Origin of the sequence: Anabaena sp. FACHB-595 (genome assembly GCF_048568275.1) — a bacterium.
Classification (GTDB): Bacteria; Cyanobacteriota; Cyanobacteriia; order Cyanobacteriales; family Nostocaceae; genus Trichormus.
The window spans coordinates 2,999,866-3,023,876 of the sequence record NZ_CP183473.1 but is presented as its reverse complement, the minus strand read 5'-3'; the positions used below and the strand labels follow the sequence as shown (position 1 = coordinate 3,023,876).

Genomic DNA, 24,011 nt, shown 5'->3' with positions numbered 1-24,011 from the left:
GGATAATTAACCCGATGTGCAACTTATTCTTGAAACCCCTCTCCATAGCTTGCTACTCTACGAGTTCTCCGTAGGAGTACCCGCAGGGTACCTCTCCCCTGCAAGGAGCTACGGTGTACACACAAGTCTTAAAATTCCCCCTAGCACTTGGTTTTGTCATCTAGGTTTAGGCTGTGCGATCGCTCTGGAAGCCTGTCATTGCGAGGAGGAACGACGAAGCAATCGCAAAAACCACGGGATTATGTGATTACTTCGCTCCGCTATCGCTACGCTCGTAATGACAATTTAAGGGGTTTATAACGCCTGAAACCCTTACAGCTACCACTTGTGTGTACACGGTAGCCTGCAAGGAGAGAGGCTTTAATTCTTGCTCCCCTTCCCTACAAGGGAAGGGGTTGGGGGTTAGGTTTGAAAAAGTTGCACACGGCGTTCATGATTAATTCCTACCTTTTGTCTCCCCCTTAAAACTTTTTAGCATTATGGGTAACTGCATCAAACTCAAATCTTTGTTTGGGGTCAGTTTCGCCATAGATATTAAAGGTGACAGTTGGTTCATCACCTATTGCTTGGACGCTATGAATTGCGTCGGGAGTGAAGCTAATCATGTCCCCTGGTGATAAAGTAATTTCTCCCATCGCCTCAATTTTGTCTTGAGAATCTGGGGTTTTTGTGTGTCGCCAAACAGTATTTTTTTCTTGCCCTTTTAAGACCGCGACAACTCCCCAAGTTCCATGATTATGAATAGTAGATAGGGTTCCTGGTGCAAAAGTTACTGTTTGCACAGTCAAGGGAAAACCCAATTCATCGTATAGGAGGAGAACAGAGGTTCCGGTGGTTGGAGATGGTGCTAAATACTGACTCCGCACCCAGTACGAATTGACAATCAAGCGCCTGACGAGCATTCGGATTTCAGGTAAACGAGTAGATTCATCGCTTACCTGATTGAGAACATCTTCCATCTCAGTCAAAAACCGATAAAGACGATAATTCTCTTGTAATAAATCCCAACTTCTCGCAGATTTACACACTTGATATTGACCGTCTCCTGTCAAGAGCCAATCCCTACCTTGCATGATATTTAAACTCTCGGTTAAGAAAATCTGGGAAGCACAAATATGGGAGTGTTAACATTCGGCAGCGAATCAGTTGTGGGGAAAGTTGGCACTATAACTTTAGGAGGAAACTGGTCGTTATTAGTATTAGAAAATGTAGATAGAGGTTGAGGGGAAGATGCGCTGAAAAAAGAGAACATATTCATGGTTGTTGAGTGTTAACTAATAACTGTTGACCTTTACGAGTTCGATAGTTGCTTTCCGACGCAAGGCGACACGCCACTCCCTCAAGTCGGGAAACCCGCCCACGGGACGGCTCAGGAATGCACTATCTCACTATTGACTGATTTAATCGTCTTCTTCTGCTGGACGCGTCAAAACATCCAGTAGGATTCCCGCACCGAAATCATGCTTGTCATCAACTTGCTTGACTCTTATGCTGATTTCCTTAGCTTGATCGATTTCCCCTAACTTAGCTAATACCAATCCAGCAGCTGCATAAGCATTCAAATATAACCTGATGGGGGATTCTTCCCGACGGTTAACCAATATTGGCTTCAGTTCCTCCCATTCATCAGGAAACTTCTCTGATTCTCTAATTTTATCTAATAATTTGTAAGTTGTTTGCAATGCTAAATAATAATTATTTTTATAGTAAAAAAACCTATATCCTGCTACTAATACATCCGTATTTTCTCCAGTTTTAGCTAAAGCTTGTTGAATATATTGCTCCGATACTGAAGTATTGTCCCAACTTTGTGCAGCTAAAATTAACAGATGTTTGATATCTTCAGGAACTTGGAACCAGGAAAATTTATTGGTGTCTGTGTGCAAAATAACCTCCTGGGAATTGGTAATAGCTAATGGGTAATAGGTAATTGAACAAACTATTATTAATTACCAATTACCCATTACCCTTGTATTTACAAAAGATTGAGCAGATAAACCAAGGTAAAAAGAACAATCCAGATGATGTCTACAAAGTGCCAGTAAATTTCTGCCATTTCGATGCCAGTATGTTTAGTTTCTGAATAATGTCCAGAACGGCGCGATCGCCACAACACACCTAAAATCAATAACAGCCCAATAAATACGTGCAGTCCGTGGAACCCGGTCATGATATAGAAGCAGTTGGCGAACACATTAGCAGTCAGGCCGTACCCTAAATTCTGGTACTCATATACCTGACCAGCTAAAAATACTGCTCCCATAATCGCCGTCAGGAAATACCAAATCCGCATTCCCCAGACATTACCCTTCTTAATCGCCATATCACCGAAGTGAATGACCACACTACTAGATAAGAGAATGGCGGTGTTAATTGCTGGAACAAACAACTCTACCTCTGTTCCTTCCGGCGGCCACACCTCGGTAGTCCCCTTAAAAAACAGATACGTAGCAAAAAATCCGCCAAACATCAAAGATTCAGAAATCAGGAAAGTCAACAACCCCCAAACCCGTAAATCTGGATGCGCCTCATGTCCCCCATGAGCCTCATGCGCCGTCACACTAGTCATATTCACTTCTCCATCAATTTTTCGGCTCTTTACCTCTCACCTAACCCCTCTCCTAAATTTTCTTCGTTCGCGGAGCGTGCCGAAGGTCAGAGAGGAGAACCTTTCTTATTCCCCCTTCCCTCGTAGGGAAGGGGGTTAGGGGGTTAGGTTGATACACTTACTTCCGGTGCGGCTTCCAAACTATGACCATAGTCATAAGGCCCATGAGTCACCACAGGCAGAACTTCCCAATTCTCCACCAAAGGAGGAGAACTAGTAGTCCATTCCAGGCTCAAAGCTTCCCAAGGATTATCCCCAGCCAATTCGCCCTTGCTCCAACTCCAGATAACATTGATGGCAAAAGGAATCACCGATAAGCCTAAGATGAATGCACCGATAGTACAAAGCACATTCAAATCCACAAATTGAGGATCATACATCGCCACCCGTCGGGGCATACCTTGCAAGCCCAATTTGTGCATGGGTAAGAAAGTTAAGTTAGTTCCAACCAAGGTCAGGGCAAAGTGAATCCGACCCCAACCTTCACCCAACTTCCGCCCTGTCATTTTGGGGAACCAGTGATAAATCCCGGCGTAAATCCCAAACACAGAACCACCAAACAGAACGTAGTGGAAGTGTGCCACTACATAATAGGTATCGTGGACGTGAACGTCAAAAGGCGCTGTACCCATCGTTACGCCGCTTAAGCCGCCCATGACAAACATGGATAACAAGCCAATAGCAAACAGCATGGCGCTGGTAAAGCGAATCTTTCCACCCCACAAGGTCGCCACCCAACCGAAAATTTTCACACCCGTCGGAACAGCAACAATCAAGGTAGAGATGGTAAAGAACATCCGCATCCAACCGGGTGTACCACTGGTAAACATATGGTGAACCCAGACGAACAAACCGACCACACAGATGGCGACACTAGAATAGGCGATCGCCTTATAACCAAAAATTGGTTTCCGCGCATGAACGGGAATCACCTCCGACATAATGCCGAAGATGGGCAGAATCATCAAATATACTGCTGGGTGAGAGTAGAACCAGAACAAATGTTGATAGATAACGACGTTACCGCCAGCATCTGGTTTGAAGAAGGAAGTACCAAAGTTGAGGTCAAATAATAGCAGAACTAAACCCGCAGCTAACACTGGTGTAGAGAGTAGTGCTAGTACGGATGTTGCCAAAATTGCCCAGCAGAACAAAGGTAGTTGATCCCATTTCATGCTCGGAACCTTCATCATCAAGATGGTGACAACGAAGTTCACAGAACCCAGAATGGAAGAAGTCCCTACTAATACAATCGCCAAAATCCACAAAGTTTGAGCAGTTGGCGCTGTGACTAAACTCAAAGGTGGGTAAGCAGTCCAACCAGACTGAGAACCACCAAAAATAAAGCTGAGTAACAAGAGTAAGCCGGCTGGTGGGTTTAACCAAAAGGCGATCGCATTCAGTTTGGGAAACGCCATATCCCGCGCCCCAATCATCAAGGGTATGAGATAATTACCAAAACCCCCAATAGCACTAGGAACAATCCAGAGGAAAATCATGATTGTTCCGTGATTGGTCATGAATGCGTTGTACAGATTCGGATCAATGAAGTCTGCATCAGGTGTTGCTAACTCGGTACGGATAGCGATCGCCATCAACCCACCGATTAGATAGAACAAAAACGCTGTCACCAGGTATTGGATACCAATAACCTTATGGTCTACATTAAAAGTAAAGTAATCTCGCCATTTCCAAGCTGGCAGAGTTAAGCCATGTCCAACCGCCAAATTTTTCGGCTGATTGTCATCTGGCGGAATGTGTGGTGGAAATTCAACTCGTGTCATAAGCTATTGTGCCAGAATTTTTGAAGAATCCACTAATTTACAGACGTTGTATGCAATGTCTCTAAAGTGGCTGCACTAATTCCCAAATCTTGGGTGTGGGGTGCGAGAAACTCGGATGTTGATAAATTAGCTGGGTTAACTGCAACAGCCTGATGTAGATTTTGTTGTTGAGCAACCTGATTTTCTGCAAGCCAGCTATCAAACTCCTCTGGTGTGTGGACAATAACCTGTGTCCGCATTGAACCATGATAACCACCACAAAGTTCAGCGCACACTACCGGATATGTCCCTGGTTTGGTAGCTACGAATCTTAATTCGGTAGGAACCCCAGGAATTGCGTCTTGCTTCAGTCGGAATTGGGGAACCCAGAATGAGTGAATCACATCCTGTGCTGAAAGATTAAGTTGTACATCAGCACCTACCGGAACGTGTAGTTCTCCGGCGGAAACACCGTTATCAGGATAATCGAATAACCAAGCAAACTGCATCCCAGTCACATTGACAACTAAGTCTGCGGTTTTACCGGCAGTTGTCGGACTTGCACCAATACCAATCCCTGGATTAATTGCAGATGTCGAGGTATCGTTTAGTGTTGCTGCTAATGCCGTACCTGAAGAGTGCGCCACATGAGCGGAAGCATGGGGATGAGTCCCAGGTTCTAATCCTCCCATTTGGTTAAAGACATCTACACTATAGATACCTAAGCAAATCACAATTATTGATGGAATTGCCGTCCAGAAAATCTCTAAGGGAACGTTCCCTTCCACTGGTACGCCATCGGTATTATCACCCCGACGACGACGATACTTAAATAAGAAAATCAGAATCGTGCCTTCTACTACCAAAAACAGCGCCACAGCAATGGTAAACATAATATTAAAAAATCCGTCTACCAAAGGCGCTTGTTCTGATGCTTGAATAGGTAGTAGGTTGTGATTTTGACCAATCCAAAGACTGATTACTCCAACTACTATTCCAGCAATTAGAGTCCAGAGTGAAACAGGAATTTGCTGCATACCACCTACTCATTTACTTATCGAAATTAGGAATTGGTAATTGGTGAGTCCAGTCCTGTAGGAGGGTTTCCCTCCGTAAGGAACTGGCGAACCCGAAGGGGAATTGGTAATTGCTTTGTCACTACCAGTCCCTAATCCCCCATCATCAATCCCCAGTTTCCTTTTATTTCACTTATTAACTTTTTAACTTATGCCTATAAAAATTGGGGGAATTATTCCAGATATCTTCATATCTTTCCCCCAAAACTTAACAATATATTTTTCGCCATATCCCCAGTAGCTTCTACTTCTCCAAAGCTACTGACATCAAAAAGACACAATTATTTTTAACAGCAAGTATGGTTTGTTTAATATTTAACAGTTAGTGATTTACGCATTTGTTTACCGTGAAGTTTTTGGTGATTCTCGGTATTTTTTGGTACAGAAATAAAACAAAACTCAATATATCATCCTTCAAATTGCAAAAACCTACTGTGTTCTCCAGGCTTTGGATTTTGGATTTTGAATTTTGAATTTTGAATTTTGAATTTGGTATTCCCCTCTTGTTACCTTGCCAATAATCATGTCTGATGGTGAAAAACTTAATTTTCTAAAGGGTTGTGTGTGTAGCAGTTCTTAGGACAAATCCGCGCACAAGCTTGACATCCAATGCAGTTTTCTGGATGAGCAACTACCATTACTTTGCGCTCGATTTCATCATCTTCCTCATCTTCTACAAATTCACCTTCTTCATTGAGTGCTTTCAAATCCAACACAGGATAACCACATACCTTAATACATCTGCCACAACCGATACATTTATCTTTGTCAATTGATTCGGCAAATTTAGGTGTCCAAGTGTTGCCTCCAAAGGTCAATCCTGTGAGTACCGCCATGTATATTCTCCTGGCAATTATGCCAATAAATTTCCCAGTGCTTTAATCATCATCTTAACTTAAGATTATCTATTTCTTTTGTTGTTAATCTATTAATTTGCGAGAATCAAAATTCCCTGACTTTATACATTTTTTTAGCTATTTTTGTGATTTAAATATTAATGAGAAAATTTATTATTAGGTTTAAAAATGTATTTAATGTGGAAATACTTATTGATTTTATCCGGTAGGAAACTTACTATAATAGATTAGTTTAAATAGTTGACTTCTGTAGCCAAGATGTATCTGCGAACACAAGGCGCTACATATTTTTATTTCAAAAATGTCATGGCTTGCAAGGAAGAAAATGACATCTATTATCAGCCTTCAATAAATTGATAATATTTTCTATATAAACAGTCTTTAAATATACATGGTTTGGGCTTCAATTGTTGATACCCAATTAAATTACCTATGTCATCTGCTATCTTCAGGCAAGATGATTAACCTACAGGAAATATTAAGGCTATTAATAATGATGATTAATCACATTTTTCATAAATGCAAATGTTCGCCAGAACTATTTTGGCTAAGGCTTTAAGGCTTAATCAAATGTTCGCAAGCGAAGTATTATTTAAATTCGTAAAAACCATTTGTAGGCTCATTATGAACAAATTTATCAAACTAGCTATGAAATGTTTATTGAATGAAGAAGTAATCTTAGGCTCTAGTGCAAAGTCTGAAATAGCTTCCAATTGGATGCAAAATCTCAAGATGGATGTGAGCAATTATTTCGGCAAGAATCAAGTATTCTTGCTGGATAGCTAATTAAGTAAGTGGTTAGTTATCAATCAACAGGACACATCCAGGGGGAAACTTGAGCCAAACATCTCAACGATTAGGGTGGGAAGAAAGTTATATGCCTTATACAATTCCTAACAACAGTTGCGTTGGATGTGACAACTGCCGTCCCCAATGTCCTACGGGTGCAATCAAAATCGAAAACAATAAATACTGGATAGATCCGTCTCTTTGTAATAATTGTGAGGGTTATTATGCTGAACCGCAGTGTGTGATAGCTTGTCCAGTCAAATCCCCCATACCGTGGCAAGCAAAGAAGGGGCGATGTAAAGTGGAACCGCGAGATGCAACTAGCCCAGACTTATTTTCTAATGGGAAGAATAACCCATTTGCATCGGCGATCGCAATTTGGGAAGCCTGCAACCTACTAGCGCAACGTACAGCCCTGAACTGGGAAACTGACGAAGCAGGCTATCTCTGCTACAGTCGAGCAGTCAACCAAGGACGAGGAAAAATCGCTTTTCATATCCAAGACCCGTTCCAAGTCAACGAAAAGGCCAAAGATGTAGCAGCCATTGAGGTATTTGATATTAGAGCTGCTTGTATCCATTTAATTCTAGCTGCCCATGCTACAGCCTTAGATAAACCTTGGGAACAGGAGTTTACTATTGACGAACGACAGCTAGAAAAATATTTAGGGTTAGAGAAACGCAAAGACCTGAGCAAAGCCGCCAAACTAGCCCTAATGAAAAATCTTGTGCAGCAAGCTTGCTCACTTATTATTTCTATGGACTGGCCTCAGCAAGGACAAGTGAAGGGGTTTTCAGTCGCCAATAGCCGCTTGTGGGACTTAGTAAGTATTCAGCACCACTTTCAAGAAGATAAATTGGGTTGTAAATATCTCGTTGGGCTAACATTTAAAGTCAAAGCCGGGATATGGAGCCAATATTTCTTAAACAAACAAGGATGCAAAGAACGCACTGCATTCTATCAATATGGTAGCCTACCCAAGACCCTGCTAACCACAGTCATGAGTATTTGGCAGCAGCACGAAGGAGCCGTAAGATTAATGCTATGGTTATTATTTAAAACCAAAATGGGTAAGGAACAACGCATCACAGTTCCTACCTTACTACGTATTGCTTATGGTCAAGAAAAAGTCAATATTGCTACTAGACATCGAGAAGAACGCAAACGCCTATTACGGACATTTGAAAATGATTTAGAAGTACTAAATCATTTAGGAATTAAACCCATCTTCGATCCCATCACTTATCCTCTTGCTATCCAACCTTTATGGGCGAAATTAGTAGATATTCCTGAAGACCCCGATGAAGCATTAGAGTTTTGGATTAATGATGCAGGTGGTGAAACTCGCCTCACTGATAGCGGCCCCCGTGGTAAGTGGAATCTATTGATGAATGCGCGAATTTTATCCTTTGAACTACCACCAGAATGGGAACGACAAATTGCTGAATCAGAAAAAAAACAACGGCGAACTGCTAAGAGTAGACAAAAACTAAAAACCGCAGGTGATTTAGTTGGTGAGCAAATTTTGCAAGCTCGCAAAAGTTTGAACTTATCTCAACGGGAATTAGCAAAGTTAACTGGTAAAAGCCAAAGCTGGATTCGAGACATAGAAAATGGTCGCTTAAAAGCAAAGCTAGAAGACCAGACACTTTTACGCAAAGTGTTACATATCGCTTAACCAATAAGTAGCAATTTCATAAATTAAACCGTCGATGTATGTTGTCATTTAGTCTCAAATTACTATTATTAATCGGCGGTTATCTATAAAGCAAAAATAAAATTATTGTAGGGGAGCCAATGCGTTGCGGAGGTTTTCTCCGTTGTAGCAACTGGCGTTGTGTTAGGCGCTGATTTTCCAGATAATTGGTCACGAAATAACTATCCTTGCGCCTAACGCACCATCCGTGAGGCGGTGCATTACGGCTAAATTTTCTTGTCTCTAAGTCCCAAATTCTTTCATAGCCGTAACACACCCTACTTAAGATTTACTATAATTATTTTGAATTTTGCGAAAAGTTCTGTAGGCGGGTTTCCCGCCGTAGGAAACTTTTCAAGACGAATTTTGAATTGGAGCGAAGCGACTTGACATCTACCACTACAGACAACTTTGTTAACATCTTATGGGAAGCGGCGGCGGCGTATCGTGAACAAAACAAAAATCGTCCCCAGCCAGAAGTCATAGTAAATGCTTTATTACAAGCGGAAAAATCAGCCAAGAAACAACACCTGACTTATGATTTTGATAGTTTAGTTGGACAATGGCGATTGTGTTTTGCAACAGGGACGAAAAAAGCTCAAAAACGCGGGGGAATAATTTTAGGAAAGGGTTGGTATGTACCGCAATTTACCAAAATTTATATATCTTTTAGTTCCGGTTCAACAGAAGATGTTAACAGAGGGGAAGTTGGCAACCAGGTGCAATTGGGGTCATTATTATTAAGACTTACAGGCCCAGCTAAATATTTAGGCAAGAAAAATCTTTTAGCTTTTGACTTTACCCAAATGTATATTAATGTATTTGGTCGAAAAATTTACCAACAAAATATTCGTTCAGGGAAAGTTAATTACGAAGATTTTTACAGCCAATCCATCGCTAAACAAGCATTCTTTGCTTTCTTTATAGTGACACAAGATTTTATTGCCGCCCGTGGACGTGGTGGCGGTTTGGCACTCTGGATTCGGGAAAGTAATGGGTAATTCAGAATGGTGTAGAGTATGTATGGCTAAAATCAAATAAGCGTCCTATTTTGTATGAGTAAAAGAAGCGATCGCTTGCTCAATTTCTTTACTGACTAGCTGATTTCCTTGTAAGCTGAGATGAATATGGTCTCTGTATAAGGCTTTGAAGTTATTTGTGGCGTTGAATATTGGTAAAAAGTCTATATATGCCATCTCCTGAGACTGAGTAAAGTCCTTCAGGCGTTGACGTGCTGTGATTTCGTAATCACGGGGGCCTGGTTCGCCCAATTCTCGTAATAAGGGAGTCATCACTAGCAGAAATTGGCTATTGTTTTCATGAGCGAATGCTTGAATTTTACCAATCGCATCTAGATTAATCCCTACACGATCGCCCCCTTCTTTCTGCAATGCAACTAATTCTGGGATTGACTGGGGTTTTTGGATGTAACGCTGCCATACTTCTATTAATGCTAGGGGTGGTTTTTTGTCTGGATAGTTGCGATCACGTCCTACTGGTAAAGATGTCGGTGCAGTGGCAAATAAATCATCAGTATTCAGTACTAATACGATTATTTGGGCATGAAAGTTACCATAACGTTGCAAGTAAGCTAGCTCGTTTCTCGGCCCCCAGGAATTAGCCGAAGCATTCAGTACCTCCACTTGTCGATAATTGTCATGAGTTGATGAACTAAGGGAAGTTGTCATCAAATTAGAGATTGTATTCGTTTGATCTGTCCACCAACCACCGTTAATAATCGAATCCCCCAACAGTAGAACTCGCAGTGTGGCGGGTGCAGGTATCTTGGCGATCGCCTTACTACGCATAGAATATTCATTGATTTCTATGCGATTACCAAAGCGACGGGTACGCTGGTTAGGAGCCAACAAGTAACCAATGTGCTGATCCCCGATGTAAACCAAAGGATTACCAAAACCAAAGAGCGATCGCAACCCTATCTCCAGCGCCAGCAATCCTATGGTTATGAGCGAAATCATTGTTAATACTAATTTCATTTATCACCAACCTTTCCTTAAACGCGGAAAACAACTAAATTTAAAGTAAATGATTATACTGATTTTTTCCCAATAAAAGATTACCCTCATTTGATTGAATATTTCCTCTCAAATTTAGCGAACATAGACTTTTGCTCAATTCCTCATCACCTATTCTCTATTCCTTAAGCCTGATTTTTTCGTATAAAACTGAACAAATAGTCTGGAGGAGTAAGTAAAATTGGTGATGGAAATGTTGCAAAGCTTAAACAAAATATTATTAGTAATTTCGCCTGATCAGCGAATAGAAAGACTAAAATCAAAACGGGTAAATTAGCCCAGTCAAAAAGGAGGATTACAAAGTTATGTCCGACTTAAATCGCGGAATTATGAAATTTGAAGGGGCCGACTCCCCTAAGGTAGTCACCGTCTCTACAGTATTACTGTTGGGAGCGATCGCTGGTTTGATTATTTGGGCGTTACAAGCAGCTTACGCACTCAACTGAGCGTGTAATAGCTTAGAGGGACAACAGAAATACAGTGAGGGCTTACACATGAAAACATACCCATTAGGGGTATAGGGTAAGAATCAAATCTATTAAACCCTCATATCCTCATACCCCTGAACCCTCACAAGTTTTCATTGCGTGAGTCCTCATAGATTTCCATCATGTGTCTTCGTCAAGCGACTAACAACATCCCCAGAATCAGCAGCCAAAATTGTAGAAAAACTTTAGATATTGAAGATTTGAGGTTTTAAGTGCAAGATTAATCTCAAATCAAAAATTCATAAATGAGAGAACTTTGGGGTGCCTTAGTTATATTAATTGTCTGTCCCTTCTTGGGCGCGTTACCTGTAATTGCTTGGATTACTTACGCGCTCAAGAAGAGACGTTTAGCTCACATAGGTACAAAAAATGTCAGTGTCTCCGCAGCTTTTTACCACGGTGGCACCATTGCAGGGATTTTAGCGGTTGTATCCGAAGCCCTCAAAGGAGTCGCCGCAATTTATCTTGCTCGTGCTTTTTTCCCTGAGGGGTCATTTTGGGAATTGCTTTCCTTGATAGCTTTGGTACTCGGCAGGTACTTTATGGGCAGAGGGGCGGGGACAACCAACGTCGTTTGGGGACTATTAGTACATGATCCCCTGCTCACAATCTTTGTGAGTCTGTTGGCAATTATCAGCTTCACCCTGTTGCAGTCGAGAAATGTGGTAAAGTACGGAGTCTTATTTGTGTTTCCTTTATTTGTGGTGCTTCTCCACGCCGAAGATTTTCCTAAGATTATTAGTGCTGTAGCACTCGCAGGATTGTTATGGTGGATTTATAAAAAAATTCCTGACGACTTGGATTTGTCTTCCCAAGAGGTAGATTCAGAGTCACAAGGCGTATTTGAATATTTACAAGGCAACGATATCATCCTCAGTTTAGATGATGAGTTAGATCCGGCGATCGTGGGACAGAAAGCCGCTACTTTATCTCAAATTAAGCGCTGGGGTTATCAAGTACCCAAGGGTTGGGTACTCACTCCTGGAGATGATCCAGAAAAATTATTAGAGTTTCTCCAACCTTCCGAATTATCACCCCTGGTCGTCCGTTCTTCCGCCATTGGGGAAGACTCAGAACAGGCTTCGGCGGCTGGGCAATATTTAACAGTTTTACAAGTTGCCAGTTATCAGCAACTACAACAAGCTATTACAGAAGTCAGAGAATCATATAATTATCCACCTGCTGTGCAGTATCGGCGCGATCGCGGTCTACCCGACACAGCCATGTCAGTTCTGATTCAACAACAAGTCCAAAGTGCCTATTCTGGGGTAGCTTTTAGCCGTGATCCTATTACCCAGCAAGGTGATGCGGTGATTATCGAAGCTTTACCCGGTAGCCCGACTCAAGTTGTTTCTGGCAAAGTCACACCAGAGCAATATCGGGCTTTTGTGCTGGAGGCTGATAATTTGTCCTCGGTAAAACTAGAAGGCACAGGAAGAGTACCGCAGGCATTAATTAAACAAGTGGCTTACTTAGCTCGTCGGCTAGAAAAGCGTTACTTGGGAGTACCGCAAGACATTGAGTGGAGTTACGACGGACAAACCCTGTGGTTATTGCAAGCAAGACCAATCACGACCTTATTACCCATCTGGACAAGGAAAATCGCGGCGGAAGTGATTCCCGGTGTGGTGCATCCCTTAACTTGGTCGATTAATCGTCCCTTAACTTGTGGGGTTTGGGGTGATATTTTTACGATAGTATTAGGCGATCGCTCTACAGGATTAGATTTTACAGAAACGGCAACCCTGCACTATTCTAGAGCTTATTTTAATGCCTCTCTCCTGGGAGAAATTTTCCTCAGGATGGGATTACCGCCAGAAAGTTTAGAGTTTTTAACAAGAGGTGCAAAAATCAGTAAACCACCGTTGCAGTCAACCTTACAAAATCTGCCGGGATTACTCAAGTTACTGAAACAGGAACTCAATTTAGAAAAAGACTTTAAACAAGATTACCAAAAGGTATTTATTCCGGGGTTATCTCAATTAGCCAATGCGTCCCTAGAGGAACAAGAGATAGAGGAACTGCTAGCCGGGATTGATTTCAACCTAGAATTGATGCGCCGTGGCACTTACTACAGCATTTTAGCTCCCCTGAGTGCCGCCATCAGACAGGGAGTTTTCCGGGTGAAAGATGAGCAAATTGATAATAGTGTCACCCCAGAAGTAGCCGCTTTACGCTCACTCAGAGCTTTAGCTGTAGATGCCAAACAGGTATTACCAGAGTGTGAACCTGAGCAAGTCTTCGATAAATTGGCGCAAGTCCCAGGGGGAGAAAAGATTCTGTATGAATTTAACGAACTATTGGAAGATTACGGTTATTTGAGTGATGTCGGCACAAATATTGCCGTCCCCACTTGGAAAGAAGACCCCCAACCCATCAAACAGTTATTTGTCCAGTTAATTCAACTCAGCGAGCCAGAAAAAGCCGAATTAGAAGCGAGGAAAGTTGTTGCACCGAAACGCAAACGCGGGACTGTACAACGACGAGTAGATATTAAAGGACGAGTCACCGAGCTTTATTCCCGGCTATTAGCCGAATTACGGTGGAGATTTGTAGCTTTAGAAAAAATTCTGCTGAAATCGGGGGTACTGAAGGAAGCAGGCGATATCTTCTTTTTAGAGTTGGATGAATTACGAAATTTATTAGCAGATACCAATGATGAGTTAAGAGTTAGCTTAAACGAACTGATCAAATTTAGGCGATCGCAATTTCACCAAGATAGTCAAATTGAACAAGTCCCCCTGGTAGTATACGGCAATATACCCCCTCATCCTTCAGAAACCACAGATATTTACTCTGACCAAATATTACAAGGTATTGCCGCCAGTCATGGACAAGCCGAAGGCAGAATCAAAGTGGTGCGAAACTTACAGAACTTACCAGACATCGACAAAGATACAATACTGGTAGTACCCTATACAGATTCCGGCTGGGCCCCTTTGTTAGTTAGGGCAGGAGGATTAGTTGCTGAAGCCGGTGGTAGACTTTCCCACGGGGCGATCGTCGCGCGAGAATACGGTATACCTGCGGTGATGGATGTTAAAGGCGCAACCTGGATTCTGCAAGATGGTCAACGAGTCAGAATCGACGGGTCTAGGGGGATTGTGGAACTATCCAACGATTTACGACCAGAATGATTAGAGTGTAGGGAGTGGTGGGTAAGTCATTGATTCCTAATTTTGAATTTTGTAGCTTTAGCTTCCCGTAGGGTATTTTGAATTTTGAATTTTGAATTTTGAATTGTTCCACCTTTTGCCTTCTTAATGCGCGTTGGCTAATAAAGCATTAAAATACATGAAGTAAAATGCTCTTTTAACCTTGGTTGCTGCTTCAGCACAGATTAGTATATGACTGACGTTCCCGCAGTTCGCATTCGCAATTTTTGTATTATTGCTCACATCGATCATGGGAAATCTACCCTGGCCGATCGCTTACTGCAAGCCACTGGCACTGTTGACGAGCGGCAAATGAAGGAACAGTTTCTCGACAACATGGATTTGGAACGGGAGCGCGGCATTACAATTAAGCTGCAAGCTGCCCGGATGAATTATCAAGCCAAAGATGGGCAGCAGTATGTACTGAATTTAATTGATACGCCTGGCCATGTGGACTTTTCCTATGAAGTTTCCCGCAGTTTGGCAGCGTGTGAGGGAGCTTTGTTAGTGGTAGACGCATCTCAAGGGGTTGAGGCGCAAACTCTGGCAAACGTATATTTAGCTCTCGAACATAATCTAGAAATTATCCCAGTTCTGAACAAAATCGACTTACCAGGGGCAGAACCAGACCGGGTAGTCGGCGAAATTGAAGAAATTATTGGTCTAGATTGCAGTGGGGCAATTCTCGCTTCGGCTAAAGAAGGAATCGGTATTAATGAAATTCTCGAAGCCGTTGTTGAGCGTGTACCACCACCACCCAATACAGTTGATCAGCGCTTACGAGCATTAATCTTCGATAGTTACTATGACATATATCGCGGTGTCATTGTATACTTCCGGGTAATGGATGGAACAGTGAAAAAAGGCGATCGCGTCTATCTCATGGCTTCCGAGAAAGAATACGAAATCGATGAATTAGGCGTTCTTTCTCCCACCCAAAAACCAGTCAATGAACTGCACGCTGGGGAGGTGGGTTATTTCGGTGCAGCAATTAAAGCAGTAGCTGATGCGCGAGTGGGTGACACTATCACCTTATGCAACGCCAAAGCAACAGAAGCTTTACCGGGATACACAGAAGCCAACCCAATGGTTTTTTGTGGAATGTTCCCCATCGATGCTGACCAATTTGAAGATTTGCGGGAAGCCTTAGAGAAGTTGAGGCTCAATGATGCTGCGCTGCAATATGAACCAGAAACCTCTAGCGCGATGGGTTTTGGGTTCCGTTGTGGGTTCTTGGGTTTGCTGCACATGGAAATCGTCCAGGAACGCTTGGAAAGAGAGTATGACCTAGATTTAATTATTACAGCCCCCTCGGTGGTGTATAAAGTCATCACCACCAAAGGCGAAGAACTGTATATAGATAATCCTAGCCATTTACCAGCCCCCAACGATCGCGAAAGGATTGAGGAACCATACGTGAAGGTGGAAATGATTACACCGGAAACCTATGTCGGCACTTTGATGGAGTTGTCGCAAAATCGCCGGGGTATCTTCAAAGATATGAAATATCTCACCCAAGGACGTACCACCCTCACCTACGAAATTCCTTTGGCAGAAGTTGTTACCGACTTTTTCGACCAAATGAAATCGCGATCGCGTGGTTATGCCAGTATGGAATATCACCTCATCGGCTACCGCGAGAACCCCTTGGTGAAGTTGGACATCATGATTAATGGTGATCCTGTGGATTCCTTGGCGATGATTGTTCACCGAGATAAAGCCTATGGTATGGGACGTTCAATGGCGGAAAAACTCAAGGAATTAATTCCCCGCCATCAATTTAAAGTCCCCATTCAAGCGTCTATTGGTAGCAAAGTCATCGCCAGCGAACATATTCCCGCCTTGCGTAAAGATGTACTCGCCAAGTGTTATGGCGGTGACATCAGCCGGAAGAAGAAACTCTTGCAGAAACAAGCAAAAGGTAAAAAGCGGATGAAATCCGTCGGTACAGTCGATGTACCCCAGGAAGCTTTTATGGCTGTATTGCGTTTAGATCAAAGTTAGAGATAATAGCTTAGTGTTCCTAGCTTGGCAATCTTTCCAGCTAACTAGGCTTGACATCTCATCTTGCGTATCTGCATTAGGTGAACCATCGGAAAATTATGCAGCGCATTTAATCACAATCATGCTAACCAAGAATGTAGAAGGGCAGAATGTACCTTCTACATTTTTGTATTTTTTGTCACTTCACTTTTAAACAACCATAACTAGTATTAACTTCAGCTAATAACTAATGATATGCCTGCGCTGATAGGATATCATCAAGATTCAAATCTAGATATTGTAAAAACTAATTTTTGGTGTACGTAAATACACGTAAAAATATATCTAATTAGACTCCATCAAAATTCAAAATTGTTCCTTTTGATAGTTATTAGTGGAAAAATGTATACTATAAGCTTTTCTAATTTTATATCTTAGATTTTACACTCCATCTACTGGTGGGGGGTAAGAGACTTCATTTTAGTTTGGCTTTAATCGGCTAATCTAAAGACCTTCATCAAAGCCCGCATAACTTTTTCTCACCAAAACCGCAAAAAATGTAAAAAAATCCGAAAATTTTAGTAACCAAATTCTGTGTAAGTGTCAATCTCATATTTTTAGATATTTATCAGCTAACGTTCTTTTACGTTCCAAGGTCACAAAAGCCAAAATGCTGACCATTAGGAGTTTTCTTAATTTTTAATTGCTGAAAGCATTGGGGAGTCTAGTCAATGAAGATATTGGTACTAAGTTGGGAATTTCCACCGAGAATAGTTGGCGGTATTGCTCGTCATGTAGCGGAACTATACCCTGAACTGGTAAAGCTAGGGCATGAAATCCATCTAATTACGGTAGAAGTCGGTCAAGCATCGATGTACGAAGTCGTGGAGGGAATACACGTACATCGAGTACCAGTTTCTTATAGTCATGACTTTTTTCACTGGGTGGTCAATCTGAACCAAAGCATGGGACATCATGGTGGGAAGTTAATTGCTGAGGAAGGGCCCTTTGATTTAATCCATGCTCATGATTGGCTAGTAGGAGATGCAGCGATCGCTCTCAAGCATAACTTTAAAATTCCCCTGATTGCTACCATCCACGCCACAGAATACGGACGCTACAACGGTATTCACAACGAAACCCAACGCTATATCCACACTAAAGAAAACTTACTCGCCTACAACGCCTGGCGAATTATCGTCTGTACCAACTATATGCGCCAAGAAGTAGAGCGCACCTTAGAAAGTCCCTGGGATAAAATCGATGTGATTTATAACGGTATCCGACCAGAAAAGAAACAGCACCACGAAGATTTTCATGCTCAAGATTTTCGTCGTCAATTTGCCGAAGACCATGAGAAGATTGTCTACTACGTTGGTCGCATGACCTATGAAAAAGGTGTATCAAATTTGCTCAATGCAGCTCCCAAAGTTCTATCGGAGATGGGCGGCTACGTGAAATTTGTGATTGTTGGTGGTGGTAATACTGATAATCTCAAACGCCAGGCTTGGGATTTAGGAATTTGGCACAAATGTTACTTTACTGGTTTTCTTTCCGATGAATATTTGGACAAATTCCAAACTGTGGCTGATTGTGCAGTATTTCCCAGCCTTTATGAACCCTTTGGGATTGTAGCTTTAGAAAGCTTCGCCTCGCGGGTTCCCGTAGTGGTATCCGATACAGGCGGCTTCCCTGAGGTAGTGCAACATACCCGAACAGGTATCGTAACTTGGGTGAATAACCACGATTCTTTGGCTTGGGGAATTCTAGAAGTTTTGAAAAATCCGGGTTATAGTCAATGGCTGATTGATAACGCCTATAAGGATTTAGAACATCGCTTTAGCTGGCCAAAATTAGCCCAACAAACCGAAGCTGTTTATCAACGAGTGGTGAAAGAGCGATCGCAAGTTGAATGGTAACAAAATGTAAAGATAAGCTGGGGTTTTCGCAGACGAACTCAGGGAATCAATAATTACTTGGCGTTATCCAGCGCTAACAAACAGTACAAGCCCTGTACGCTGGGAATTTTAGCCTTTGGAGTGCGAAATTAAGCAATAGTTGCAGTTTGCTCCAAAAGGTTCGTATGACAAGGGCATTCCCAAATATAGCAAAGTGCTGGAAGAATTTTATATCCCGTCTTACAGCATACCTGAAACTCTTGTTTCAGGGCAACACTGTCGAGGTTCTTCCTGCCCTAGCTGGCCCTGTCCTTAACTTAGGTGGGGGCGGCCCGGATGTGGAAGCGGCTATTCAGTGGATGATTCACCAAGTCAGGGGAACCGCTAAGGTTAACGTTGTTGTTCTCCGCGCTTACGGCGGGAATGACTACAATCACCTGATTTATCGAATGTCCGGTGTAAACTCCGTGCAGACGCTGGTTATCAGCAATCGCCAAGATGCTAACAGAGATGATATTGTCCAGAAAGTCCTCAATGCTGGTGTAGTTTTCTTTGCAGGCGGTGACCAATGCCAATATATTCGTAGCTGGAAAAACACCAAGTTAGAGAAAGCTGTAGCATCAGTTTACCGCAGAGGCGGAGCCGTTGGCGGCACTAGTGCCGGAGCGATGATTATGAGTGATTTCATCTACGACGCTTGTGCTTGTGAAGACCCCATCGAAACCAAAGACGCACTTGAAGACCCTTACCAGAATATTACCTTTACCTACAACTTCTTCCAATGGTCACATTTGCGAGGAACCATTATCGACACCCACTTTGATAGTCGTAAGCGCATGGGACGGATAATGGCTTTTATTGCCCGACAAATTCAAGATGGTGTGTCTAGAAGTGCCTTAGGGATAGCCATTAGTGAGGAGACATCAGTTGTTGTAGATAAATATGGTAAGGCAAAAGTCTTGGGGAGAAATGCCGCCTATTTCGTCTTAGGCGACCATCCCCCAGAAATATGCAAACCCCGAACACCACTGACATATTCCGACTACAAAATTTGGCGCGTCCCCTGTGGCGAAACTTTTGACTTGAATAACCCACCAGCCAGGGGTTATTACTTCAGGAGTGTGAAACGGGGGAGGTTCGATTCAGACCCTTATTAATTGACGGTTGACGGTTGGGAATAAATTGTTGTCTATACCAAAGTTGCTTGTTTGCGTAAACTTTGAATAGTAGCGATCGCGTGTTTCGCTACTATATCAATTTCTTCTGCTGTATTAAAGCGTCCAATACCAAAGCGAATTGAAGCATAGGCTAGCTTTTCTGGGCTTCCTAAGGCTGTGAGGACGTGGGAGGGCGCAGTTTTGGTGGAGGAACAAGCGGAACCGGAAGACACAGCCACAACAGGCTGTAAACCCAACTGGAGTGCAGCGCCGTCAACACCTTCAATGCTGATATTCAAGTTTCCGGCTAGTCTCTGGGTGGGATGTCCGTTGAGGTGTATTCCTTCCAGTTGTGCAAGTTGTGACCACAATCTATCCCTTAACTGAGTGAGGCGTTGATTTTCTGTTGTCTGTTCTGCGAGGGCGATTTCTACAGCTTTGGCAAAACCGACAATTTGCGGTGTGTACAACGTCCCAGAACGCATCCCCCGTTCATGTCCGCCGCCATGCTGCTGGGGTGCGAGTTGGACTCTGGGATTGCGCCTGCGGACGTATAATGCACCAATACCCTTAGGCCCGTAAACTTTGTGGGCTGTCAGAGACATCAAATCGATGTTCATCGCTTGCACATCCAGAGGAATTTTGCCAATAGCTTGGGCTGCATCTGTGTGAAAAATTATATTGTGAGTGCGGCACATCTCCCCAATTTCTGCCAAAGGTTGCAACACACCAATTTCGTTATTAGCCGCCATCACCGATACTAAAATTGTCTCAGGACGCAAAGCTTTTTCTAATTGGGCTAAATCAATTAATCCATCTGCTTGGACTGACAAAATAGTTATCTCAAAACCAAGTGTTTTTAAATATTCACAAGGGTCAATTACAGCATGATGTTCCGTTGCAACAGTGATAATATGCTGACCTTTTTGAAAATAAGCCTCAGCTACACCTTTAATTGCTAAATTATTCGCTTCTGTAGCCCCACTAGTAAAGATAATTTCTTCTGGACTAGCGTTAATTTCTGCTGCTAAAATTTCCCGTGCTTGTTTCACAGCCGCTTCTGCTTCCCAACCGTAAATATGACCGATACTAGCCGGGTTGCCAAATTTTTCTGTAAAGTAGGGAAGCATTACTGCTAATACTTGTTCATCTAGAGGTGTGGTAGCGTGGCAGTCAAGATATATAGGACGATTAGACATAGGTATTAACTTAATATTTGACTTAATTTTTTTAATATTGCCAGGACTTCATATAGTTCATTTTTTCGTTTTAAAAGCATTCTCTAGAATTGCTGGTCTTTGTACTAAATTTAGGAAATTGGTTTTAACTCTGTCTAAATATTGCTTTTCTAAATCGGTGATTTCTGGTAATGAATCAAACCATTCCTTGAAAAAAACTTCATCTGCTGATAATCGCAGACCAAATCTTTCTTGCAGATAACCAAGTCCGATATTTTTTGCTGGGATAAATTGAACCATATTTCAGCAAACAAACAACTTAAGCACTTCCTAATTACATAAATTTCAGACACCACAAGCCTCTAACCCTAGTCTCTAGCTCTTAAACTCAACGAGGTGTACTAACTAAATCAAGAAACACTATATCTATTTATTGTATGTAAAAATTTTGTCATGTAGTATCTATTATAAAAATATACAAAACGCAGCATCAGTCAATGACTGTTTACTGCGCTGATATTTGTCATAACCTAATTTAACTATTAATTAATTCTTGTAACTTATTTAACACTGCTTGAGCATGACCTTTAGTTTTGACATTAGGCCAAGCATAGGCGATGATGCCATCAGTTGATATCAGAAAAGTTGAACGCGCTACACCCATATATTCTTTGCCCATAAATTTCTTTAACCGCCAAGCACCATAGGCCTCTATGAGTTGATGTTCAGGGTCACTTAATAGGTTAATCGATAAATTATGTTTGTCAATAAATTTGCAGTGTGCCTTACCAGAGTCGGGACTGACTCCTAAAATTTTTGCTCCTAATTGATTAAATTCCTGATGTAAACCTGTGAAATCTTTGGCTTCTGTGGTACACCCAGGGGTGTCATCTTTGGGGTAGAAATATATGACAACCCATTGACCCTGAAAATCATTCAGACTCACTAAATTACCGTTCTGGTCAGGAGTTGAGAAATCTGGTGCTGGCTGTCCGGCTTGGGGAATGTTGCTCATGATGATACTGGTGTAATACTGTGTTGTTTGGAATACTGAGGATATTTGTTGAGGTTTCTACCTACTCTACATTGCCGCTACGCTGTAATTGAGAAGTTTCATCGACATTAATAGCACTGCGAATATTACCAGTTAAATCACAGTTTTCCACTGTACCCATACTGTTTTTGTACGCGTACACACCATAATATTTATTCTTATTGATATTACATCTACGAATTACAGGATTTCCCCTGTCTCTAATTTCTACACCAGAAAAACCATTACCAAAAATATTACAATCTTCCACTGTCCCACGTCCGTTGAGGTGAACTAAGATACCATCACCTTGTTGGTTATCGTGGATTCGGCATTTTTGAATGATGGGGTTGCTACTATCCCTAATTTCTATGCCTGATAGATTATTGTTGAAGATATCGCAATCTTCTACAGTTCCTTGAGCCTGATTACGAAATAGAATACCGCCTTCTTTATCTTGGCGTATTTTGCAGCGACGAATTATCGGTTGTGCTGCATCAACTGTGATTTCTGTAGTTGTATTCCCAAAGAGATCACAATCTTCGATTGTTCCGCGACTATTTTCATACAGATAAATTCCACTTTGTTTACCATCGTGAATTTGGCATTTTTGAATGACTGGGTTAGCTGTAGCACCATGAATACCAATTCCCGACAATGAATCAGATGTAATATCACAGTCTGCTAAAATTATCTGTCCTTGAGATATATCTACAGCAAAATATTGCTTATTTTCCGTTCCCGCACGACTACGGAAAGTCAAACCTCTGATTTCAGCTTGGTCAGTTTTCACTACAAGGCAACTTGCACCTTTACTTTCGATGATAATTTCCGCCTTCGCCCCATCACCAATAATTTTTAATGCTTTGTCGAGTACTAAACTTTCTTGGTAGAGACCAGGACGTACCAAAATACGCATCCCTGGTTGAGCATTTTGCATCGCTGCACCAATCGTTTTATAGTCGCCACCGCCTTCTTGAGACACAATAACAGTCGTCTTTGGTAATAATCTAGATATAGCTAAAGCCCCAGTTAACCCTAGACTACTGAAGCCAACTACTGTAATTAACCGTCGTCTCGTCCATCCTTTTGGTTTTGGTGGCGGCGGTGAGGATGGGTGCAAATTTTTTTCAATATCTGCTAACCGTTGCAAAATTATATGGGTATTTTGTGGGCGTTGACCGGGTAAACGCTCCATCATTTGATCAAGTAAATCTGCAAACTGTGGCAGAATATTTGTGCGATCGCCTACGGTGGGTGGAACGCCATAGCCTACAGTAGGCGGAACACTATTGCTTTCACTGGAGAGTAGCCCATCACGCCAGTGTAATTCATCTTTTAAATAATTATAAATTGTTGGGTCAGATGGTTCTTTTCCTGTGAGTAAATAAATGAAAGTACGTCCCAAGGCGAAAAAATCTGACTGCTGTACAGCTTGACCGTTAATTTGTTCTGAAGGTGTGTAACCTGCGGAAATAACGCCTGTAACCTGTCCCACCGCTTGCTTGGCTATGTAAGTTCCTGTCACTGACCGCGCTGTACCAAAGTCTATTAGCACCAAACGACCATCAGCCCTCAACATAATATTTGATGGTTTAATATCTCGATGAAACAAGCCTTGCTGATGGACTTGATGGAGAATGGTCACGACTTCTTTGAACCATTGCAAGGCTAACTTTTCGTCAATGGGTCGATAATCTCTTTGTCTTAAATATTCACCTAAATCTAAACCCTCAATTTTTTCCATGATCAGACAGTGCATTGGTTCTTGAATATTTCGCGGAAAATAGACAAAATAACCGTTGGCTTCTACTGTCGGGATTCCAGGATAATTGAGTAGAGCTAAAACTTGGGCTTCTCGTTGAAATAGCTCCACCGCTTTGGGATGATTGTTAATTAGGACTTTGAGGACTCTAGCTGTTTGAGTACGTGTATCGTTGACTGCAAAAGTTTTACCAAAGCCACCACCTCCCAGAACACTAACTACTCGGTAGCGTCCTTCCAGGAGTAATTCTGAGCCACAAGTCTGACAAAACAGGACATTATCAGGGTTTTGTGGTTTTGAGCATTGAGGGTTTATGCAGAGGCTCATCGCTTCGGCAAGTAACAGTTTTATCAGAATAGTTTAACCTGATCGGGATTCTTCGTAATAAATTAGGCGATCGCAATATCTCATCTCAAGTGGGACAATGAATTATAAAAATGTCAATTACCTTTCTTGATCATGATTTTTTCCATTTCATGGTTCAAAAAAGCTCCCACTGTGGCAATCTGAGAAACATAGGCTTTTAAAT

General features: G+C 42.1%; 19 protein-coding genes. 8 read left to right on the top strand and 11 right to left on the bottom strand.

The window, feature by feature from the left end:
• Positions 1 to 16 precede the first annotated feature (16 nt).
• Positions 17 to 247 (top strand): hypothetical protein, encoded by a 231-nt coding sequence (locus tag ACN222_RS12610; protein WP_010996675.1) that lies wholly within the window; start codon positions 17 to 19, stop codon positions 245 to 247.
• A 214-nt stretch (positions 248 to 461) separates the two neighbouring features.
• Here the strand turns inward: ACN222_RS12610 and ACN222_RS12605 are convergent, their stop codons facing one another.
• From ACN222_RS12605 to fdxB, 6 genes are all read right to left on the bottom strand, one after another.
• Positions 462 to 1,073 carry a cupin domain-containing protein gene (locus ACN222_RS12605; RefSeq protein ID WP_010996674.1) on the bottom strand — a complete coding sequence of 204 codons (612 nt, stop codon included), beginning with the start codon at positions 1,071 to 1,073 and terminating at the stop codon, positions 462 to 464.
• A 327-nt stretch (positions 1,074 to 1,400) separates the two neighbouring features.
• On the bottom strand, positions 1,401 to 1,886 hold the full coding sequence (locus ACN222_RS12600) for a hypothetical protein (protein ID WP_010996673.1): 486 nt from the start codon (positions 1,884 to 1,886) through the stop codon (positions 1,401 to 1,403).
• An 89-nt stretch (positions 1,887 to 1,975) separates the two neighbouring features.
• A complete protein-coding gene (locus tag ACN222_RS12595) occupies positions 1,976 to 2,569 on the bottom strand; it encodes a cytochrome c oxidase subunit 3 (RefSeq protein ID WP_010996672.1) in 594 nt (197 codons plus the stop codon).
• A 143-nt stretch (positions 2,570 to 2,712) separates the two neighbouring features.
• Positions 2,713 to 4,392 carry a cytochrome c oxidase subunit I gene (ctaD, locus tag ACN222_RS12590; RefSeq protein ID WP_010996671.1) on the bottom strand — a complete coding sequence of 560 codons (1,680 nt, stop codon included), beginning with the start codon at positions 4,390 to 4,392 and terminating at the stop codon, positions 2,713 to 2,715.
• 32 nt (positions 4,393 to 4,424) lie between these two features.
• On the bottom strand, positions 4,425 to 5,408 hold the full coding sequence (locus tag ACN222_RS12585) for a cytochrome c oxidase subunit II (protein ID WP_010996670.1): 984 nt from the start codon (positions 5,406 to 5,408) through the stop codon (positions 4,425 to 4,427).
• Between the two features lie 581 nt (positions 5,409 to 5,989).
• Entirely contained in the window at positions 5,990 to 6,283 is a 294-nt protein-coding gene (gene fdxB / locus ACN222_RS12580; RefSeq protein WP_010996669.1) for a ferredoxin III, nif-specific, read from the bottom strand.
• Between the two features lie 898 nt (positions 6,284 to 7,181).
• Between fdxB and ACN222_RS12575 the strand changes: the two genes are divergently transcribed.
• Together ACN222_RS12575 and ACN222_RS12570 are read left to right on the top strand one after the other, a co-directional pair.
• On the top strand, positions 7,182 to 8,771 hold the full coding sequence (locus ACN222_RS12575; protein ID WP_010996668.1) for a helix-turn-helix domain-containing protein: 1,590 nt from the start codon (positions 7,182 to 7,184) through the stop codon (positions 8,769 to 8,771).
• A 404-nt stretch (positions 8,772 to 9,175) separates the two neighbouring features.
• Positions 9,176 to 9,790, top strand: a complete 615-nt coding sequence (locus ACN222_RS12570; protein ID WP_010996667.1) for a hypothetical protein — start codon at positions 9,176 to 9,178, stop codon at positions 9,788 to 9,790.
• Between the two features lie 45 nt (positions 9,791 to 9,835).
• On the opposite strand, the gene ACN222_RS12565 is transcribed toward ACN222_RS12570, so the two are convergent.
• On the bottom strand, positions 9,836 to 10,786 hold the full coding sequence (locus ACN222_RS12565; protein WP_010996666.1) for an SGNH/GDSL hydrolase family protein: 951 nt from the start codon (positions 10,784 to 10,786) through the stop codon (positions 9,836 to 9,838).
• A gap of 368 nt (positions 10,787 to 11,154) precedes the next feature.
• Here ACN222_RS12565 and ACN222_RS12560 point away from each other — a divergent pair, with 368 nt between their 5' ends.
• From ACN222_RS12560 to ACN222_RS12540, 5 genes are all read left to right on the top strand, one after another.
• Positions 11,155 to 11,271 carry an RNA polymerase subunit sigma gene (locus ACN222_RS12560; protein ID WP_162470531.1) on the top strand — a complete coding sequence of 39 codons (117 nt, stop codon included), beginning with the start codon at positions 11,155 to 11,157 and terminating at the stop codon, positions 11,269 to 11,271.
• Positions 11,272 to 11,558: 287 nt separating this feature from the next.
• Complete coding sequence (locus tag ACN222_RS12555) at positions 11,559 to 14,450, top strand: glycerol-3-phosphate acyltransferase (protein WP_010996665.1); 2,892 nt, start codon at positions 11,559 to 11,561, stop codon at positions 14,448 to 14,450.
• 210 nt (positions 14,451 to 14,660) lie between these two features.
• The gene (lepA, locus tag ACN222_RS12550) at positions 14,661 to 16,472 is read left to right on the top strand and encodes a translation elongation factor 4 (protein WP_010996664.1); all 1,812 of its coding nucleotides are present in this window, start codon (positions 14,661 to 14,663) and stop codon (positions 16,470 to 16,472) included.
• 710 nt (positions 16,473 to 17,182) lie between these two features.
• The gene (locus ACN222_RS12545) at positions 17,183 to 18,370 is read left to right on the top strand and encodes a glycosyltransferase family 4 protein (protein WP_010996663.1); all 1,188 of its coding nucleotides are present in this window, start codon (positions 17,183 to 17,185) and stop codon (positions 18,368 to 18,370) included.
• 164 nt (positions 18,371 to 18,534) lie between these two features.
• The gene (locus tag ACN222_RS12540) at positions 18,535 to 19,506 is read left to right on the top strand and encodes a cyanophycinase (RefSeq protein WP_010996662.1); all 972 of its coding nucleotides are present in this window, start codon (positions 18,535 to 18,537) and stop codon (positions 19,504 to 19,506) included.
• A 32-nt stretch (positions 19,507 to 19,538) separates the two neighbouring features.
• Here the strand turns inward: ACN222_RS12540 and ACN222_RS12535 are convergent, their stop codons facing one another.
• The 4 genes from ACN222_RS12535 to ACN222_RS12520 form a co-directional block, all read right to left on the bottom strand.
• Entirely contained in the window at positions 19,539 to 20,705 is a 1,167-nt protein-coding gene (locus ACN222_RS12535; RefSeq protein WP_010996661.1) for a cysteine desulfurase family protein, read from the bottom strand.
• 57 nt (positions 20,706 to 20,762) lie between these two features.
• A complete protein-coding gene (locus tag ACN222_RS12530; protein WP_010996660.1) occupies positions 20,763 to 20,984 on the bottom strand; it encodes a hypothetical protein in 222 nt (73 codons plus the stop codon).
• 235 nt (positions 20,985 to 21,219) lie between these two features.
• Positions 21,220 to 21,699 carry a thioredoxin-dependent thiol peroxidase gene (gene bcp / locus ACN222_RS12525; protein ID WP_010996659.1) on the bottom strand — a complete coding sequence of 160 codons (480 nt, stop codon included), beginning with the start codon at positions 21,697 to 21,699 and terminating at the stop codon, positions 21,220 to 21,222.
• A 61-nt stretch (positions 21,700 to 21,760) separates the two neighbouring features.
• Positions 21,761 to 23,809 (bottom strand): pectinesterase family protein, encoded by a 2,049-nt coding sequence (locus tag ACN222_RS12520; RefSeq protein WP_010996658.1) that lies wholly within the window; start codon positions 23,807 to 23,809, stop codon positions 21,761 to 21,763.
• Positions 23,810 to 24,011: the final 202 nt, after the last annotated feature.

Bases quoted from the DNA above. Each gene is read 5' to 3' on its own strand.
- ACN222_RS12540 (WP_010996662.1), top strand. From the start codon at position 18,535: ATGACAAGGGCATTCCCAAATATAGCAAAGTGCTGGAAGAATTTTATA.
- ACN222_RS12575 (WP_010996668.1), top strand. From the start codon at position 7,182: ATGCCTTATACAATTCCTAACAACAGTTGCGTTGGATGTGACAACTGC.
- ACN222_RS12585 (WP_010996670.1), bottom strand. From the start codon at position 5,408: ATGCAGCAAATTCCTGTTTCACTCTGGACTCTAATTGCTGGAATAGTA.
- ACN222_RS12520 (WP_010996658.1), bottom strand. From the start codon at position 23,809: ATGAGCCTCTGCATAAACCCTCAATGCTCAAAACCACAAAACCCTGAT.
- ctaD (WP_010996671.1), bottom strand. From the start codon at position 4,392: ATGACACGAGTTGAATTTCCACCACACATTCCGCCAGATGACAATCAG.
- lepA (WP_010996664.1), top strand. From the start codon at position 14,661: ATGACTGACGTTCCCGCAGTTCGCATTCGCAATTTTTGTATTATTGCT.
- ACN222_RS12555 (WP_010996665.1), top strand. From the start codon at position 11,559: ATGAGAGAACTTTGGGGTGCCTTAGTTATATTAATTGTCTGTCCCTTC.
- ACN222_RS12565 (WP_010996666.1), bottom strand. From the start codon at position 10,786: ATGAAATTAGTATTAACAATGATTTCGCTCATAACCATAGGATTGCTG.
- ACN222_RS12605 (WP_010996674.1), bottom strand. From the start codon at position 1,073: ATGCAAGGTAGGGATTGGCTCTTGACAGGAGACGGTCAATATCAAGTG.
- bcp (WP_010996659.1), bottom strand. From the start codon at position 21,699: ATGAGCAACATTCCCCAAGCCGGACAGCCAGCACCAGATTTCTCAACT.
- ACN222_RS12595 (WP_010996672.1), bottom strand. From the start codon at position 2,569: ATGACTAGTGTGACGGCGCATGAGGCTCATGGGGGACATGAGGCGCAT.
- ACN222_RS12560 (WP_162470531.1), top strand. From the start codon at position 11,155: ATGAAATTTGAAGGGGCCGACTCCCCTAAGGTAGTCACCGTCTCTACA.
- ACN222_RS12545 (WP_010996663.1), top strand. From the start codon at position 17,183: ATGAAGATATTGGTACTAAGTTGGGAATTTCCACCGAGAATAGTTGGC.
- fdxB (WP_010996669.1), bottom strand. From the start codon at position 6,283: ATGGCGGTACTCACAGGATTGACCTTTGGAGGCAACACTTGGACACCT.
- ACN222_RS12535 (WP_010996661.1), bottom strand. From the start codon at position 20,705: ATGTCTAATCGTCCTATATATCTTGACTGCCACGCTACCACACCTCTA.
- ACN222_RS12530 (WP_010996660.1), bottom strand. From the start codon at position 20,984: ATGGTTCAATTTATCCCAGCAAAAAATATCGGACTTGGTTATCTGCAA.